The following is a 19,800-nucleotide window of genomic DNA, read 5'->3' on the forward strand; positions in this document are numbered from 1 at the left end:
CCGGTGGACATCCGGTTCCGTCGACCGCGCACGCGCGCTTCTGCCTGCTTGTTTTCATGATGTGGATGTGAGGGAGTTTTCCATGGACGCCGCGTCTTCGCGCGAGGCCCGGATCAGCTCGCTGCCGGAACACGTGCAGGAGAAACTCCGGAGCCGGCTCGCGGGGCGCGCGAGCGGCCGGAACCGCAACACCATCGGGCCGGTGGACCGGAACGGGACGCTCCCCCTCTCCTTCGCCCAGCAGCGGCTGTGGTTCATGACGGAGTACCAGCGTGACTCCACGGAGAACAACTCGGGGCTCAGCCTGCGGCTGACCGGCACGTTGGACGTCGCCGCGCTCCGCGCCGCGCTGGACGCGATCGTGGCGCGGCACGAGCCGCTGCGCACCACCTTCGCGGCGGAGGAAGGCGTGGCGCGGCAGATCGTCCATCCGGCGATGGAACTGCCGTTCACGTACGTCGACCTGACAGCGTCGGAGTCGGAGGAGGCGCGGGCCGGCCTGGAGCAGGAGTGCGACCGGCTGATCTCCGTCGCGATGGCGGAACCGTACGACCTGGAGACCGGCCCCCTGGTACGCGTGCTGCTCGTCAGGGTCGCCCAGGACGCGCACCGGCTCCTGCTGGCGATGCACCACATCGTCACGGACGGCGCCTCCATGGAGATCATCGTCCGTGAAGTGCGGGCGAGTTACGCCGCAGCTCTGCGCGGAGACCTCGGCGCGGCCGGACTTGAGCCGCTCACCGTCCAGTACGCGGACTACGCGGCCTGGCAGCGGACCAGATTCACCGGCGACGCGCTCGGCCGCCATGTCGACTACTGGCGCGCCCAGTTGGACGGCATCCAGCCCCTGGAGCTGCCGACCGACCGGCCGCGCCCGACCGCCGGGGTGACCGCCGCGGTGGCCCCCGAGGCGGCGAACTCCGCCCCGGGTTCGGACTCGCGCTCGGACTCGCGCCCGGGTTCGGGCGCCGTGCATGCCTTCACGCTGCCCGCCGATGTCGCGGCCGGGCTGCGCGCCGTCGGCCAGGACGGGGGCGCCAGCCTCTTCGTCACCCTGACCGCCGTGACCCAGCTCCTCATGGCCCGGCGCAGCGGCCGGAACGACATCGCGGTCGGCACCGCCGTACCCGGACGAGAGCGCGCCGAGGTGGAGAATCTCGTCGGCTTCTTCATCAATATTCTCGTGCTGCGCTCCCGGATCGATCAGAGCCGTTCGTTCACCGAATATCTCGCCCAGGTACGGGAAACCGTACTGGAGGCATTCGAACACCAGGACGTTCCTTTCGAGCGGCTGGTGGAAATCCTCGCTCCGGAACGCGACACCTCGCGTACACCACTCGTCCAGTCGATGGTGGTGCTCCAGAACACCCCCACCGAATCGGGGGATTTCGAGGGCCTGCGGGTCGAGCGCGGAACTCTCGCCCGTCAGGAATCACCGTACGAGGTGAGCTGGGAATTCGAGGAGAGCGGGGAGGCACTGCACTGCGCGATCGAGTACAGCACCGACCTCTTCGACGCGGCCACCGTCGAGCGCATGGGCCGGCACTTCATCGCCCTGGCGCACGCCGTCGTCACCGGCCCCGGACGGCCACTGGCCGAAGCCGCGCCGCTCGCCCCCGGCGAACTGGCCGGTCTCCTCGCCGACGGCAAGTCCGACACCCGTCCCGAGGCGGCCGAGGGCACGATACCGGCGCGCTTCGCCGAGCAGGCCGCCCGTACGCCCGACGCGCCCGCCCTCACCGGCACGAGCGGCGAGACCCTCACGTACCGCGAACTCCATGCACGTGCGAACCAGTTGGCCCACCACCTGCTCGACTGCGGAGTCGTCCCCGAGGAACCGGTCGCGATCTGCCTGCCGCGCGGCACCGATCTCGTCGTCGCCATCCTCGCCGTCCTCAAGGCCGGCGGCGCCTACCTGCCGGTGGATCCGGCGCTGCCGCGCGACCGCGTCGCGTGGATGCTCGCGGAGAGCGGCGTCCGCGTCGCGGTCACGGTGGATTCGCTTGCCGGGCTGCTGCCCGAAGCGACCCCGAGCGGCCATGACGTACCCGTCACACCCCACACCCCCCTCGCTCCCCACACCCCCCTCGCCCCCGACGCACCCCACACCCCTGTTACGCCCCCCACCCCCGTCACACTCCGCACCGTCGTCCACGTCGACCGGCTGCGCGAGCGGATCGCCGGGCTGCCGACCCGTACCCCCGAGGTGGCCGTCGCCGCGGGCAACACCGCCTACGTGATCTACACCTCCGGCTCCACCGGCCGGCCCAAGGGGGTCCTCGGTCTCCACGGCGGGCTGCTCAGCCGCTGGGCGTGGTTCGCCGAGACCTACCCCGAGTGGCGCGACTCCGTGGTGTGCGCGAAGAGCTCCGTCAGCTTCCTCGACAGCGCGACGGAGATCCTCGGCACCCTCGTCCACGGCGGCCGTATCGTCCTCGCCTCCGACGACGAGGCGAAGGACTCCCTCGCCCTGGCGGCACTCGTCGAGCGCCACCGCGTCGAACGGCTGACCCTCGTCCCCAGCCTGCTGTCGGTCCTCCTCGACGAGGTCGACCCGGCCGCCCTCGCCTCCTGCACCAGCTGGATCAGCAGCGGTGAGCCACTGAGCCGCGCCCTCGCCGCCCGCTTCCGCGCACGGCTGCCGCACGCACGGCTGCTCAACCTCTACGGATCGTCGGAGATCAGCGCCGACAGCCTGGTATGGGAGGCGGACGGACCGGACGTGCGGATCGGCAGGCCTGTCTGGAACAACCAGGTGTACGTGCTCGACGCGAGGCTCCGGCCCGTCCCGCGCGGGGTGCCGGGCGAGCTGTACGTGGCGGGAGCCGGGCTCGCGCGCGGGTACGCCAACCGGCCCGACCGTACGGCGGAACGGTTCGTCGCGGACCCGTTCGACGCCTCGGGACGGCTCTTCCGCACCGGCGACCTCGTCCGCTGGACCACCGACGGCACCCTGGAACACCTCGGACGCGCGGACGACCAGGTGAAGGTGCGCGGCTTCCGTATCGAACCCGGCGAGATCGAGGCCGCCCTGCGGCTGCACCCCGCCGTCGCCGATGCCGCGGTCGTCGTACGGGAGGACGGCCAGGGCACGGCGCGCCTGGCCGGCTATGTCGTACCGGCCGGGGGGCACTCCCTGCCGGCGGCGCGCACACTGCGCGATCTCGTCCGGCAGAGCCTGCCCGACTACATGGTGCCCGCCGCGTTCGTTCCGCTCGACGCCCTGCCGCTGACCTCCAGCGGCAAACTCGACCGCCGCTCGCTGCCCACCCCCGACTGGGCGGACTCCGCCGCGTATGTCGCGCCGGGCACCGCCACGGAGACGGCGCTCGCGGCGATCTGGGCCGAGGTGCTCGGTACCGAACGGGTCGGCGCCGAGGACGACTTCTTCGCGCTCGGCGGACACTCCCTGCTCGCCACCCGGGTGATCAGCCGGATCAGGAACGGCCTGCGCGCGGAACTGACCGTACGCGACCTCTTCGAGGCGCCCCGGCTCGCCGACCTCGCCGCCGCTGTGGACGGCCTGCTGGCGACAGAGGCGGAGGCCGAGGCAGAGGTCGGGGCCGGGGCCGACGTTGGGGTCGAGGTCGGGGTCGGGACCGAGCCGATCGCCCCGGCGCCGCGGGACGGCCGGCTGCCGCTCTCCTTCGCCCAGGAACGCCTCTGGTTCCTCGACGACTTCGCGCCCGGCGCCGCCGAGTACAACGTCTGCGGCACCCTGCGGCTGACCGGCACACTGGACCGCACCGCGCTGACCACCGCCGTCGCGGGCCTCGTCGCCCGCCACGAGGCGCTGCGCACCACCTTCGAGGCGGTGGACGGCCGGGGGACCCAACTGGTCCACGACACGGTGGAGGTGCCGGTACGGACCGCCGCCCCCGCCACGGACGCCGAGCTGGACGCCGTACTCCGCGCAGAGGCGGCGGAGCCGTTCGACCTGCGGACCGGGCCCCTGCTGCGCGTACTGCTCGCCACGACCGGCGACGACACGTACACGCTCATGCTGACGATGCATCACATCGTCACGGACGGCTGGTCGATGGGGGTCGTGACCCGTGAGCTGAGCGCGCTCTACGCCGCGGCCGTACGGGGAGAGCGCCCAGCTCTTCCCGACCTCCCGGTGCAGTACCCCGACTACGCCGTCTGGCAGCGCGACCGGCTGGCCGGCGCCGCCCTGGACGGCCAACTCGACTACTGGCGCGCGCGGCTGGACGGACTGGCGCCGCTGGAGCTGCCGACGTCCCGGCCGCGCCCGGCGGTCCGCACATCGGCCGGCGCCCTGCACACCTTCGAGGTACCGGCAGAGCTCACGCGCGGTCTGACGGTGCTCGGCCGCGACCGGGGCGCCAGCCTGTTCATGGTGCTCACGGCCGTGACACAGCTCCTGCTGGCCCGCTACAGCGGCCGGACGGACATCGCCCTCGGAACAGGTGTGTCGGGTCGGGAGCGGCCGGAACTGGAGGACCTGGTCGGGTTCTTCGTGAACACGCTCGTTCTGCGGACGGAGATCGACGAGTCCGAGACCTTCGAGGAGCTGCTCTCCCGGGTCCGTACGACCGTACTGGACGCCTTCGCCCACCAGGACGTCCCGTTCAGCAAGCTGATCGAGGAGCTGTCCCCGGAGCGTGACACCAGCAGGACCGCGCTGGTCCAGGCCATGATCGTGCTCCAGAACACGCCGCACGCGGAGTTCGACCTGCCCGGCCTGCGGGCCGAGGCGATCCCCTCGGTCAGGGACGCGTCCCAGTTCGACATCACATTCGCGTTCTCCGAGCAGGACGGCCGGCTGCTCGCGGCGGCCGAATACAGCACGGACCTGTTCGACGGTGTGCTGGTGGAGAGGCTGTGCCGGCACTGGCTGGAGCTGGCCGGTGTGGTCGTGGGCGTCGGCGCGGGGCGCCGGCTGTGCGGTGTGGGGCTGGTCTCGGGTGCCGAGCGGGATGTGCTGGCGGGCGCCTGGGGAGTGTCGAGGGTAGGCGGCCGTGCGGCGGGGGTCTCCCTGTGGGGCCTGGTGGAGTCCCGCGTGACGTCGTCTCCCGACCGGACCGCGGTGGTGTGCGGCGGGGCGTCCCTGTCGTACGGGGAGCTGGCCGGGCGGGTGGAGTGGCTGGCGGGGTGGCTGGTGGCCGAGGGTGTCGGGGTGGAGACGCGGGTGGGGGTGTGCCTGCCGCGGGGTGTGGACTGGCTGGTGGGGCTGCTGGCGGTGGTGCGGGTGGGTGGTGTGTATGTGCCGCTGGATCCGGAGTGGCCGGTGGAGCGGTCGGAGTTCGTGCGGGCGGACAGCGGGGTGACGCTGGTGATGACGGAGGAGTGGCTGGCAGGGCTGCCGGCCTTCGGGACGGGGCCTGGCGCGGCCCCCGAGTTCGGCGCGGGTGTCGTTCCGATGGTGTCCCTGCTGTCCGCCGCGTATGTGATCTACACGTCCGGGTCGACAGGTGTGCCCAAGGGCGTGGTGGTGTCGCACGCGGGCGTGGCGGGCTTTGTCGCCGCCGTCGTGGAGCGTTTCGGCTTGGATGGCTCGTCGAGGGTGCTGCAGCTGGCCTCGGCGGGCTTCGACGCCTCCGTGATGGAGCTGCTGATGGCGCTGGGCGGCGGCGGGACACTGGTCGTTCCGGAGGGCGGCCGGGCCCTGGCGGGGCGCGAGTTGTTCGACGTGCTCGCGGGCGAGGAGGTGACGCACGCCCTGGTGCCGCCGACGGTGCTGGGAAGCGTTCCGGCGGGCGAGCTGCCGGCGCTCAAGGCGCTGGTGTCGGGTGGCGAGGCGTTGGGCGCGGGGCTGGTCGAGCGGTGGTCGCAGGGGCGCCGGATGTTCAACGCGTACGGCCCGACGGAGGTGACCATCGCGGCGTCGATCAGCGGGGAACTCCCCGGTGGTGCGGGGCCGGGGGAGGTCCCGCCGATCGGTGTCCCGGTGGGTGGCGCGCGGGTGGCAGTGCTGGACGGCTGGCTGCGTCGGGTGCCGGTGGGCGTGCCCGGCGAGCTGTATGTGGCGGGCGTGGGGCTGGCGCGCGGATATCACGGGCGTGGTGGGCTGACCGCCGGGCGTTTCGTGGCCGACCCGTTCGGTTCGGGAGGCCGCTTGTACCGGACGGGCGATGTGGTGCGCTGGCGTGAGGACGGCCAGCTGGAGTACGTGGGCCGTGGCGACGATCAGGTGAAGGTACGCGGCCTGCGCATCGAGTTGGGTGAGATCGAGGCGGTGGTCGGGCGGCACGAGGCGGTGGCCCAGGTCTCGGTGATGGTGCGTGAGGACCGTCCGGGGGCGAAGCGGATCGTCGCCTACGTCGTGCCCGCCGCAGGTCCGGCGGACGGCGTCGAAGCGGACGGTGTCGTCGTGAACGGCGTCGACGTGGTCGAGCTGCGGGACTTCGCGGCGCGTGGGTTGCCGGTGTACATGGTGCCTTCGGCCTTCGTGGTGCTGGACGCGCTGCCGGTGAATGCCAGCGGCAAGGTCGACCGCAGGGCGCTTCCCGTCCCCTCCGACGAGCCCGCTGACGCGTATGTCGCTCCCCGGACCGAGGCCGAGCGTGTCCTGACGGAGATCTGGACCGAGATCCTCGGAGTGGAACGCGTCGGGGTCGACGACAACTTCTTCTCCCTCGGCGGCGATTCGATCCTGAGCATCCAGGTCGTCTCCCGGGCCCGGCAGGCCGGCTTCGAACTCTCCTCCCGTGACGTCTTCGCCCGCCAGACCGTCTCCGCGCTCGCCGCGGGGGCCGGGGCGACCGGGTCCGCCACCGCGGTGTCGGCGGACCAGGGTGTGGTGTCGGGAGAGGTGGGCCCGACACCTGTCCGTGAGTGGTTCTTCGCCACCCATACCGTCCACCCCGCCCACTTCAACATGTCCATGGAGGTCGAACTCCCCGCGGACACCGACCTGCCGGCGCTCCGCGAGGCGGTGCGCGGGCTGCTCGTTCAGCACGACGTCCTGCGGATGACGTTCACAGAAGGGCCGGAAGGGCAGGAAGGGCCGGACGGACACCGGACGGGACGGATAGCCCCCGACGCGGACATCGACGGCATCCTGACGGTTCACGACCTCGCCGAAGCCGAGGCCGAAGCCGCCTGCGCCCAGACGGTGACTTGGCAGGGCTTGAAGGACGCGGCGCAGGCCGGTTTCAGCCTGGCGGACAGCGGACCGCTGTTCCGCGTCCTCGTGGGCACGCGAGGCGCCGACGACGCGGACCGTACCGAACGTACCGAACGGTCTGAACGGACCGTACGCATGCTCATCGTCGCCCATCACCTTCTCGTGGACGGTGTGACCTGGCGCATCCTCCTCGAAGACCTGAGGTCCGGCTACGCCCGCGCCGTCGCAGGCGCCCCCGCCGTTCCGCGGCCGAAGACCTCCTCCGTGCAGCAGTGGGCGGCGCGGCTCGCCGCGCACACGGCAGCCGGTGGCTTCGACGTCCAGATCCCGTACTGGAACGCCGTTCTGGAGGGCGCGGAGACGGACGTACCGCTCGACCGTCCGGACGGCGACAACACCGTCGCGGCGCAGGCGGTCGTCTCCGGCGCACTCACACGGGAGGCGACGGAAGACCTCCTCCAGCAGGTCCCCGCCGTCTACCGCACCCAGATCAACGACGTACTCCTGACGGCCCTGGCGCGCACCCTGCGTACCTGGACGGGGCAGGACCGGACGGCCGTCGATCTGGAGGGCCACGGCCGCGAGGAGATCTTCGACGACATCGATCTGACCCGCACGGCCGGCTGGTTCACCTCCATCTACCCCGTTGCCCTCGCCCTCCCCGGCGGTGACGACTGGGGAGCGGCCGTCACGTCGGTGAAGGAGCAGCTGCGCGCCGTTCCCGACCGGGGTGTGGGGTACGGAGCGCTGCGCTATCTGGGCGATGTCTTCGCCGAGCACGCCCATCCCCTGATCAGCTTCAACTACCTCGGCCGACTCGACATGGCGGCGGGCGGTGGCACGGACGACTGGTACCGGTCGGCCACCCTGAACCCCGGGGGAGAGCACAGCACTCGGGAGAACCGTCCCCACCTCCTCGACATCACGGCAGGACTCCTCGACGGCCGGCTCGTCTTCTCGTGGCACTACTCGGCCGGGCTGCACCGCGAGGAGACCGTCCAGGCCCTGGTGGACGACTTCGCCGCCCAGCTCACCGCCTTCGTGACACACTGCGCCGAGCCGGAGGCGGGCGGCTGCTCGCCGTCGGACTTCCCCTTGGCGCGGCTGACACAGACCGAGGTGGACCGGATCGTACGCGGCAACGGTCGCGCCGCTCAGGACGTCGAGGACGTCTATCCCCTGACGCCCCTCCAGTCGGGCATGCTCTTCCATGCGCTGGCCGAGCCCGATTCTCCCGCGTACGTCGAGCAGTTCGCCTTCACTCTGGACGGGGTCACGGACTCCGACCGGCTGGCGCGTGCCTGGCAGCGGACCGTGGACCGCTCGGACGCCCTGCGTGTGTCACTGGTGTGGGAGGCGATCGGCGAGCCGGTTCAGGTGGTCCATCGCCGGGTCACCGTGCCCATGCTCCACCTGGACTGGACCGGCGCCGACGACGCCCAACAGGAAGCACTGCTCAAGGACTTCCTCCGGACGGACCGCGCCCGCGGTATCGAGCTGACCTCCGCCCCACTGATGCGGGTCGCCCTGGCCCGTACCTCGGACGGCACGGTCCGGGTGGTGTGGACCTTCCATCACCTTCTCCTCGACGGCTGGAGCACCTCCGCGTTCCTCTCGGACGTGCTGGCCGAGTACGCGGTCCTCGACGGAACCGCAGCCGAACCTCCCGTCTCTCGGGGCGCGTTCGGCGACTATGTGCGGTGGCTCATGGAACAGGACCGGGCGGCGGGCGGCGACTACTGGCGTGGCGTGCTGGCCGGCTTCGAGGAGCCGGTGCCGCTGCCGTACGACCGGGTGCCCGAGCAGGCGCGGCGTGGACAGTCGAGCGCGCGGGTCCCGGTGACCCTGGAGCAGCCGGTGTCCGCCCGGGTGAGCGGCTTCGTACGCCGCCACCGGATCACCGCCAACGCCCTGGTCCAAGGGGCGTGGGCACTGGTGCTCGCGCAGTACGCGGGATCGTCGGACGTGGTGTTCGGTACGACGGTCTCCGGCCGCCCGGCGGATCTGCCGGGCGCCGAGGACATCCTCGGCCTCTTCATCAACACCCTCCCCGTCCGTGTCACGGCCGCCCCCGGGCAGTCGGTCGCGGACTGGCTGCGACAAGTCCAGGACACACAGGCAGAGTCGCGCCGGTACGAGTACGTGGCGCTGTCGGACATCGACACGGACGTGCCGGCCGGTGCCTCGCTCTTCGACAGCCTGGTGGTCTTCGAGAACTACCCCGTGGACGAGGCCGCCGCGGAGCGGCACGGCATCGGCATCCGCGGGGCAGAGGCCATCGAGTCGACCAACTATGCCCTGACGCTGATCGCCGCGGCCGTCGGTGACGGGCTGGACATGACACTTGCCTACGATCCGGCGCTCTTCGACCTCGCGACGGCGGAACGCCTGTCGGCCCAGCTCTCCACCGCGGTCACGCGCCTGATCGAGCACGCCGAGGCGCCGGTCGGGGAAGTGGACCTGCTGAGCGCGGCCGAGCGGGCGCAGGTGCTCGACGAGTGGAGCCGCGGGCCGGGAGAGGCCCCGTGCGTGTCCATTCCCGAGGCGTTCGCCGGGCGGGTCACCGCCGGGCCGGAAGCGGTCGCCGTCGAGTGCGGCGAAGTCTCGCTCACGTACGCCGAGTTGGACGTCCGAGCGGAGGCGCTTGCGCGGGTACTCGCGGCGCACGGCGTCCTAGGGGGCTCCCGCGTGGGACTGCTGCTGGAGCGGTCGGTCGACGTGGTGGTGGCGATGCTCGCGGTGCTGAAGGCGGGCGGTGCGTACGTTCCGTTGCATGCGGGATATCCGGAGGAGCGACTGCGTGACGTCGTGGAGCGGAGCGGCGCTCTGCTGGTACTGACCGACCGGCGTGTGGACACGATCGGTGGCGTGGCGACGGTTCAGGTCGCCATGGAGCCGGCGGGTCGGGAAACGCCTGAGCGGGGGCGGGAGACGCTGTCCGGTCGGCTGTCGTCGGAGTCTTTGGCGTATGTGATGTTTACGTCGGGGTCGTCGGGGGTGCCGAAGGGTGTGGGGGTGACGCATGGGGATGTGGTGGCGTTGGCCGCTGATTCCCGTTGGTCGTCGGGTGCGCATGAGCGCGTGTTGTTCCATTCGCCGCATTCGTTCGATGCGGCGACGTATGAGGTGTGGGTGCCGTTGCTGAATGGTGGGACGGTGGTGGTGGCTGAGGCTGAGTTGTCGGTGGGTGTGGTGCGGGGTGCGGTGGGGTGTGGGGTGACGGGGTTGTGGGTGACGGCGGCGTTGTTCGGGGTGTTGGTGGAGGAGGATGCGGGGTGTTTTGCGGGTCTTCGGGAGGTGTGGACGGGTGGTGATGCTGTGCCGGTGGTGGCGGCGGAGCGGATGCTGGCCGCCTGCGCGGGGACGGTGCTGGTGAATGGGTATGGTCCGACGGAGTCGACGACGTTCGCTGTGTGTGGTCCGGTGGGTGTGGGGGATGTGGTGGGTGGTTCGGTTCCGTTGGGCCGGGTGATGGATGGTACGCGGGGTTATGTGCTGGATGGTGTGTTGCGTCCGGTGGGTGTGGGGGTGCCGGGTGAGTTGTATTTGGGTGGTGCGGGGCTTGCGCGGGGTTATGACGGTCAGGGTGGTTTGACGGCGGAGCGGTTTGTGGCGGATCCGTTCGGTTCGGGTGGGCGGTTGTACCGGACGGGTGATGTGGTGCGGTGGCGTGGGGATGGGCGGTTGGATTTCCTGGGCCGGGGTGATGGTCAGGTGAAGGTGCGGGGGTTCCGTATCGAGGTGGGGGAGATCGAGGCGGTGCTGGTCCGGCATGGGTCGGTCGGTGTGGCTGCGGTGGTGGCGCGTGAGGACCGGCCGGGTGTGAAGCGGTTGGTGGCGTATGTGGTTGCTGACGGGGATCTGGATGTGGTGGGGCTGGGGGAGTACGTGGCGGGTCTGTTGCCGGAGTACATGGTGCCGTCGGCGTTTGTGGTGTTGGGGGCGTTGCCGTTGACGGTCAACGGGAAGGTGGACCGGCGTGCGTTGCCGGAGCCCGTTTTCGAGGCGGGGGACGAGTATGTCGCTCCGCGCACCGAGGCGGAGAGGACTCTTGCCGCGGTGTGGGCTGAGGTACTTGGCGTGGAGCGGGTGGGGGTGGAGGACGACTTCTTCGCGCTGGGCGGGGACTCCATCTCCAGCCTGAAGGTGGTGTCCCGTATCCGGGCCGCGCTGGGGGCGGGGCTCTCGCCGCGCGCGCTCTTTGACCACCCCACGGTCGCCCGGCTCGCCGCTCTGACGGAGGCGGAGCCGAGCGGACCTGCGGCAACGGGTCCGGCCGACCCGGGCGCGGTCGTACCGGTGGCCCGGGGTGGGCAGCTTCCGATGTCCCTCACCCAGGAGCGGCTCTGGTTCCTGGAGAACTTCACTCCGGGCGCGATCGAGTACAACATCGTCGGCGCGCTCCGGCTGGCCGGCGTGCTCGACGAGGCCGCGCTCCGAAGCGCATTCGTGGGCCTGGTCGCCCGGCACGAGTCGCTCCGTACGACATTCGACTCGGTGGACGGCCGCGGGGTCCAGGTCGTGCACGACGCCTTCGACGTGCCCGTACGCACGGTCGCCGTGAGTGACCCGTCCGGGCTCGATACGGAGCTGCGGACCGAGGCCGTCACACCGTTCGACCTCCGCACCGGCCCTCTCGTGCGCGTACTGCTCGTACGGCTCGCCCCGGACGAGCACGTCCTTACCATTTCGATGCATCACATCGTCACCGACGGCTGGTCCATGGGTGTGATCACCCGTGAGCTGAGCGATCTGTACGCGGCGGCCGTATGTGGCGAGGACGCGGCGCTCGCCGACCTTCCGGTGCAGTACCCGGACTACGCGGTGTGGCAGCGCGAGCGCCTGGGCGGGGATGCGCTGGATGCCCAGATCGGCTACTGGCGCTCCCAGTTGGAGGGACTGGAGCCGCTGGAACTGCCTACCGACAGGCCGCGCCCCCTGGTCAGGACGGCATCAGGGGACACGCATGTCTTCTCGGTTCCTGCGGAGCTGACGGAACGGCTCACGGCGTTCGGACATCCTCGGGGCGCGAGCCTCTTCATGGGGCTGCTGGCAGTGACGCAGCTTCTCCTCTCCCGCTACAGCGGTCGGCGCGACATCGCGGTGGGAACCGCGGTCTCCGGCCGTGAGCGAGCCGAACTTGAGGGACTGGTCGGCTTCTTCGTCAATACGCTCGTACTGCGGTCCCGGATCGACGAGGCGCGCTCGTTCGGCGAGCTGCTCACGGACATACGGGACACCACACTCGATGCCTTCGCCCATCAGGACGTGCCCTTCAGCCGGCTGATCGAGGAGCTGTCCCCGGAGCGGGACACCAGCCGGACCCCGCTCGTCCAGGTGATGATGACGCTCCAGAACACGCCGGTCGGCGCCTTCGAGCTGCCCGGGCTGAAAGTCTCGGAGTACGAAGTCCCGCGTACCGCAGCCCAGTTCGAGTTCGGTCTGCATTTCCAAGAGGGCGGGGACGGCGGACTCGTCGGTGTCGCGGAGTTCAATACGGATCTGTTCGATGTGGCGACGGTGGAGCGGTTGTGTCGGCATTGGGTGGCGTTGGCGGAGCGGGTGGTGGTGGAGCCTTCGGTGCCGTTGGCGCGGTTGGGGATGTTGGATGCGGGGGAGCTTGAGCGGTTGTTGATGGGGTGGGCGGGTTCTGGGGAGGGGGTGTCGGACCGTTCGGTGATGGCTGTCATTCGGGAGCGGATGGTGGAGTCGCCGGATGCGGTTGCGGTGATCGGTGGTGGTGAGGTTTTGACGTATGGGGAGTTGGGGGTTCGGGCGGGGAGGTTGGCGGGGCATTTGGGTGGTTTGGGTGTGGGTGTGGAGTCGCGGGTGGGTGTGTGTTTGGGGCGGTCGGTGGATTTGGTGGTGGGGGTGTTGGGTGTGTTGTGGGCGGGTGGTGCGTATGTGCCGTTGGATCCGGGTTATCCGGTGGATCGTCTGGAGTTCATGAAGGCGGACAGTGGTGTGCGGGTGGTGGTGGACGAGGGGATGCTGGCGGGTCTTCTGGATGTGGTGGATGTGCCGGTGCCGGTGCCGGTGCCGGTGCCGGTTCCCGTCCCCGTTTCATTGTTGTCTGCGGCGTATGTGATTTATACGTCGGGTTCGACGGGGCGTCCGAAGGGTGTGGTGGTGTCGCACGGGGCGATGGCGGGGTTGGTGGAGTGGGCGGTGGGTCTGGGGGTGGAGAGGTTTGCGCGGACGTTGTTCTCGACGTCGTTGAACTTCGATGTTTCGGTGTTCGAGTTGTTCGGGACGTTGGCTGCGGGTGGGACGGTGGAGGTCGTCCGGGATGTGCTGGCTCTGACAGAGGGGGAAGGCTGGTCGGGTTCGCTGGTGTCGGCGGTGCCGTCGGCGTTCGCGGGAGTGCTGGGTCAGGGGACGGAGGTGTCTGCTGGTCTGGTGGTGCTGGCGGGTGAGGCGTTCCCGGCGGGGTTGCTGGAGCAGACCAGGCAGGCGATCCCGGGTGCTGTGGTGGCCAACATCTACGGCCCCACCGAGGCGACCGTTTATGCGACGGGCTGGTTCTCGGACCGTGATCAGGATGTTGAGGGTCCGGTGGTGCCGATCGGGCGTGCGGTGGCCGGTAAGGCGACGTATGTGCTGAGTGGTGGGTTGGTTCCGGTTCCGGTTGGTGTGTGGGGTGAGTTGTATCTGGGGGGTGGTTTGGCGCGGGGGTATCTCGGGCGTCCGGGTCTGACGGCTGGGCGTTTTGTTGCTGATCCTTTCCGTTCGGGTGGGCGTTTGTACCGTACGGGTGATGTGGTGCGGTGGCATGTGGATGGGTCGTTGGAGTATGCGGGGCGTGGGGATGACCAGGTCAAGGTGCGGGGTTTCCGTATCGAGCTGGGTGAGATCGAGTCCGTACTGTCGGCTCATCCGGGGGTGGCCCGTGCGGCGGTGGTCGCGCGGGAGGATGTGCCGGGGGTGAAGCGGCTGGCCGCCTATGTGGTGGCCGAGCGCGCGGGGGACGTGGACATCGCTGCCGTGCGTGCGCATGTCGCGTCCGCGCTGCCGGAGTACATGGTCCCGGCCGCCTTCGTGGTCCTGGGCGCGCTGCCGTTGAACGCGAACGGGAAGCTGGACCGGCGTGCGCTGCCCGCACCCGAATTCGAGGCCCAGGGAACGGCTTTCGTCGCGCCGCGCAACGAGGCCGAACGCGTGCTGTGCGAGGTCTGGGCCGAAGTCCTCGGGCTGGAACGAATAGGAACCGAGGACAACTTCTTCGACCTCGGCGGTGACTCCATCATCAGCCTCCAGGTCGTCTCCCGCGCCCGCCGCGCCGGACTCGCCCTCTCCTCCCGCGACGTCTTCCTCCACCCCACCATCTCCGCACTTGCGCTGGCGGTCCAGCCCTCCGACGGCGACACGGAGACCCTTGCCGAGCAGGGCGCACTGTCGGGAGCGGTGCTCACCCTGCCCGCACACGAGTGGTTCTTCGAGACCCATCCTGTGGCGCCCGGGCACTTCAACCTCTCCGTCGCGGTCGCTCTCGCGCCCGGCTACGACGAGGGCGCGCTACGCGCCGCGCTCGCCGCTGTACTCGCCCACCACGACGCACTGCGCATGACCTTCGGAGCGCCGTCAACCGTCGACGGCACCAGGAATGCCGTCTACGGGGATGCTCTGCGGGTGGAGTCCGTGCTGGAGGTCCACGACCTGACGGACTCGCCCGAGCTTGCGGAACCGCCGCAGCCGGCGGCCGACGCGGACGCGCGCTGGCACAGTGCCGTCGTCGACGCGCAGTGCGGACTCGATCTCGCCCAGGGGCCCCTGATCCGGTTCGTCCTCGGCAGGCACGGTTCGGGGGGCTCCGACCGACCTGCCCGGCTCGCCGTGATCGCGCATCACCTGGTCATGGACGGAGTGTCGCTGCGTGTCCTGATGGAGGACCTGTCGACGGCGTACGACCAGATCGTGGCCGGTCGGCAGCCTGATCTCGGTCCCAAGGGCACGTCCGTACGGCAGTGGGCGGCGCGGCTCGCCGAGCACACGGCCGCCGGCGGCTTCGACGACCAGATTCCGTACTGGCAGGCGGTCACGGACGGCGCGACGACCCGGCTCCCCGGCGATCTTCCCGACGGACGTAACACTGTCGCTTCGCAGCGCGCCGTTTCCGTGGCGCTCACACCGGAACACACCGAGGCCCTGCTCCACCGGGTCCCTGCCGTCTACCGCACCCAGGCGAACGACGTCCTGCTGGCCGCCCTCGCCCGTGCGCTGCGTACGTGGACCGGGCATGACCGGGTCGCGGTCAACCTGGAGGGGCACGGCCGGGAGGAGATCTTCGACGACACGGATCTGACCCGTACCGTCGGCTGGTTCACCTCCATCTACCCGGTCGCCCTCACGCTTCCCCCGCTTCCCGGGGGCGAGGACTGCTCCGACGCACCGGAGGCCGACGACTGGGCCGCCACGATCAAGAGTGTGAAGGAGCAGCTGCGGGCCGTTCCCCACCGGGGTGTCGGCTACGGCGCGCTGCGCTACCTGGGCGACGCACCGGTCGGTGCCCTGGCCGCCCTGGACCCGCAGATCAGCTTCAACTACCACGGTCAGTTCGATGTGTCCGGCGACGGTACGGAGGGCGGCCTGCTCAGGGAGGCCCTCCCCACGGAGGGCGCCGACCATGCCCCCGCCGAGTTCCGGCCGCATCTGCTCGACGTCGTGGGCGCGGTGCAGGACGGCCGGCTGGTGTTCTCCTGGTTCTACTCCGACGTCACCCACCGCGAGGAGACCGTCCGGAGTGTGGCGGAGGGATTCGCGGCGGAGCTGGTGGCGTTCGCCGAGCACTGCGCCCGGCCGGACGCCGGCGGCTGCACCCCCTCGGACTTCCCCCTGGTCCGCCTCACGCAGGACGAGGTGGACCGGATCGCCGGGGACGGAAACGCGGTTGAGGACATCTACCCGCTGACGCCCCTCCAGTCCGGCATGCTCTTCCACGCCTTGGCCGAGCCCGACTCCGCCGCCTACCTGGAGCAGCTGGCCTTCACTCTGGAAGGCGTCAGCGATCTCGAACGGCTGACCCGTGCCTGGCAGCGCGTGATCGAGCGCTCGGACGCGCTGCGCGTATCCCTCGTCTGGGAAGGTGTGCCCGACCCCGTACAGGTGGTGCACCGTCAGGCAGAACTCCCGGTCAGGACCCTGGACTGGTCGGACGCGAGCGAGACCGAACAGGATCAGCTGCTGGCGGACCTACTGGTCGAGGACAGGGCCCGGGGGGTCGACCTGACAGCGGGCCCCCTGCTGCGGGTGGCACTCGCGCGGCTCTCGCCCCAGGACGTTCGCGTGGTGTGGACCTTCCACCACCTGCTGCTCGACGGCTGGAGCAACGCGGCACTGCTCTCCGACGTGGTGGCCGAGTACGCGGCGCTCGGCGGAGCCCTGGAAGCGGCCCCGGTCGCGCGTGGATCGTTCGGTGACTACGTGCGCTGGCTGGCCGGTCAGGACCAGAAGGCCGGTCAGGACTACTGGCGGGCGGCGCTCGCCGGGTTCGGCGATCCGGTGCAACTGCCGTACGACCGCGCGCCCGAGCAGGCCCGGCGTGGGCAGTCGAGCGCACGGGTGCGGGTGCCGGTGGAACCGGCGGTGGCTGCGCGCGTGAGCGCCTTCGTACGCCGGCACCGCCTCACGGTGAACGCGGTGGTGCAGGGTGCCTGGGCACTGGTCCTCGCCCCGTACGCGGGCACGTCCGACGTGGTGTTCGGTACGACGGTCTCCGGCCGGCCGACGGATCTGCCGGGAGCCGAGGACATCCTCGGCCTCTTCATCAACACGCTGCCGGTGCGCGTGAAGGTCAACGCCGAGCTGCCTACCGCCCGTTGGCTCGGTGAGGTACAGGCGGACATGGCCGAGGCGCGGCAGTACGAGTACGTGGCCCTCACGGACATCGACTCGGGCGTGCAGCCCGGGGTCTCGCTCTTCGACAGCCTGGTGGTCTTCGAGAACTACCCGGTCGACACGGAGTCCGCCGCACGCCACGGGCTGAGCGTCAGGGGCGTACAGGCCGTCGAGTCGACGAACTACGCCCTGACGCTGGTGGCTTCGGCGATGGGCGACCAACTGGACATGGTGCTCGCATACGATCCCGCCCTCTTCGACGCCGGTACGGTCGAACTCCTCGCGGGCCGACTGAACCAGGCCGTCACCACTCTGACCGAGGACGCGGATGCACCTCTGGGCGGGCTCTCGCTCCTCCCGGACACGGAGTGGCAGCGGGTGATCCAGAAGTGGAGCGGCACGGTCGAGGAGGCTCCTTCCCCTCGCACGGTGGTGAGCACCTTCGCCGAGCGGGTGGCCCTCGCACCGGGCGACGTGGCCGTCGAGTGCGGCGAAGCCAAACTGACCTACGCAGAGTTGGACGAGCGGTCCAGCCGGCTGGCGCGGGTGCTCGTCGAACGAGGCGTTGGTGCGGGTACGGGTATGAGCGCGGGCATGAGTGCGTACGCGGGCGTGGGCGCGGGCAGCGGCGTGGAGAGCAGGGTGGCCCTGCTGCTGGAGCGCTCGGTGGACGTGGTGGTGGCGATGCTCGCCGTGCTGAAGGCAGGCGGTGCGTACGTTCCGCTGTTCCCCGGGTATCCGGATGAGCGGATACGCCAGGTGGTGGGGCAGAGCGGCGCGGCCCTGATCCTGACGGACCCGGCCCTGAGGGCACGGGCCGCGGTCGCCGGCGTACCGGTGGCGGAGGTGGACGCGGAACCGGCGGGTGAGGTGCGGCTACCGGATGCGGTACGGGCCGCTGGGCTGGCGTATGTGATGTTTACGTCGGGGTCGTCGGGGGTGCCGAAGGGGGTGGGTGTGACGCATGGGGATGTGGTGGCGTTGGCTGCTGATTCCCGTTGGTCGTCGGGTGCGCATGAGCGCGTGCTGTTCCACTCTCCGCATTCGTTTGATGCGGCGACGTATGAGGTGTGGGTGCCGTTGCTGAATGGTGGGACGGTGGTGGTGGCTGAGGCTGAGTTGTCGGTGGGTGTGGTGCGGGGTGCGGTGGGGTGTGGGGTGACGGGGTTGTGGGTGACGGCGGCGTTGTTCGGGGTGTTGGTGGAGGAGGATGCGGGGTGTTTTGCGGGGCTCCGTGAGGTGTGGACGGGTGGTGATGCTGTTCCCGCGGTCGCGGCGGAGCGGATGCTGGCCGCCTGCGCGGGGACGGTGCTGGTGAATGGGTACGGTCCGACGGAGTCGACGACGTTCGCTGTGTGTGGTCCGGTGGGTGTGGGGGATGTGGTGGGTGGTTCGGTTCCGTTGGGCCGGGTGATGGATAACACGCGGGGTTATGTGCTGGATGGTGTGTTGCGGCCGGTGGGTGTGGGGGTGCCGGGTGAGTTGTATTTGGGTGGCACCGGGCTGGCGCGGGGGTATGACGGTCAGGGTGGTTTGACGGCGGAGCGGTTTGTGGCGGATCCGTTCGGTTCGGGTGGGCGGTTGTACCGGACGGGTGATGTGGTGCGGTGGCGTGGGGATGGGCGGTTGGATTTCCTGGGCCGGGGTGATGGTCAGGTGAAGGTGCGGGGGTTCCGTATCGAGGTGGGGGAGATCGAGGCGGTGCTGGTCCGGCACGCTGCGGTGGGTGTGGCTGCGGTGGTGGCGCGGGAGGACCGGCCGGGTGTGAAGCGCCTGGTGGGCTATCTCGTACCGTCGGGTGCGACCGACGATGTCGATCTCTCCGCCGTACGTGAGCACACGGCGGCCCTCTTGCCCGAGTACATGGTGCCGACGGCCTTTGTGGTGTTGGAGGCGTTGCCGTTGACGGTCAACGGGAAGGTGGACCGGCGTGCGTTGCCGGAGCCCGTTTTCGAGGCGGGGGACGAGTATGTCGCTCCGCGTACCGAGGCGGAGCGGGCGGTGGCCGAGGTGTGGGCTGAGGTTCTTGGTGTGGAGCGGGTGGGGGTGGAGGACGACTTCTTCGAGCTGGGCGGGGATTCCATCTCCAGCCTGAAGGTGGTGTCCCGTATCCGGGCCGCGCTGGGGGCCGGGCTGTCGCCGCGCGCACTCTTCGACCACCCCACCGTCGCCCGGCTCGCCGAGGAGATCACCACCCGTGACGAGGTCGCGGAGACGGCCATCGGGTCGGCCATCGAGCCGGCGGCCCGGGACGGCTATCTGCCCCTGTCCTTCGCCCAGGAACGCCTCTGGTTCCTGGAGAACTTCACGCCCGGCGGAGTGGAGTACAACATCACGGGAGGCCTTCGGCTCACCGGAGCCGTCGATCTCCCCGCCCTGCAAACCGCGATAGCGGGACTGGTCGCGCGGCATGAAGCGCTGCGTACGACATTCGACTCCGTCGCGGGTCGTGGCGTGCAGGTGGTGCACGACTCCGTGGACGTGCCGGTACGCCGTGTCGTCACCAGCACCCCGGAAGAACTGGACGCCCTTCTCCGGGCCGAGGCCGCCGCACCCTTCGACCTGACGACAGGGCCACTGGTCAGGGTGCTGCTCGCCGAGATCGAAGACAACGATCACGTGCTGGTTCTGTCGATGCATCACATCGTGACGGATGGGTGGTCGATGGGTGTGGTGACGCGTGAGTTGAGTGAGTTGTATGGGGCGGCGGTGCGTGGTGTGGGTGCGGTGCTTGCTGCTCTTCCGGTGCAGTATCCGGACTTTGCGGTGTGGCAGCGTGAACGTTTGGGGGGTGTGGTGTTGGAGGGGCAGCTTGAGTATTGGCGGGGGAAGTTGGCTGGTTTGGGTGTGTTGGAGTTGCCGGTGGATCGGGTGCG

The 19,800-nt window shown here is 70.1% G+C and carries 1 protein-coding gene; it reads left to right on the plus strand.

From position 1 onward, the window contains the following. Positions 1 to 82 precede the first annotated feature (82 nt). A partial coding sequence (locus tag ACFTZC_RS39135; protein ID WP_382898527.1) for a non-ribosomal peptide synthase/polyketide synthase occupies positions 83 to 19,800 on the plus strand: 19,718 nt, incomplete at its 3' end.

The organism is Streptomyces sp. NPDC056987, from assembly GCF_042673865.1.
In the GTDB taxonomy this organism is placed as follows: Bacteria; Actinomycetota; Actinomycetes; order Streptomycetales; family Streptomycetaceae; genus Streptomyces.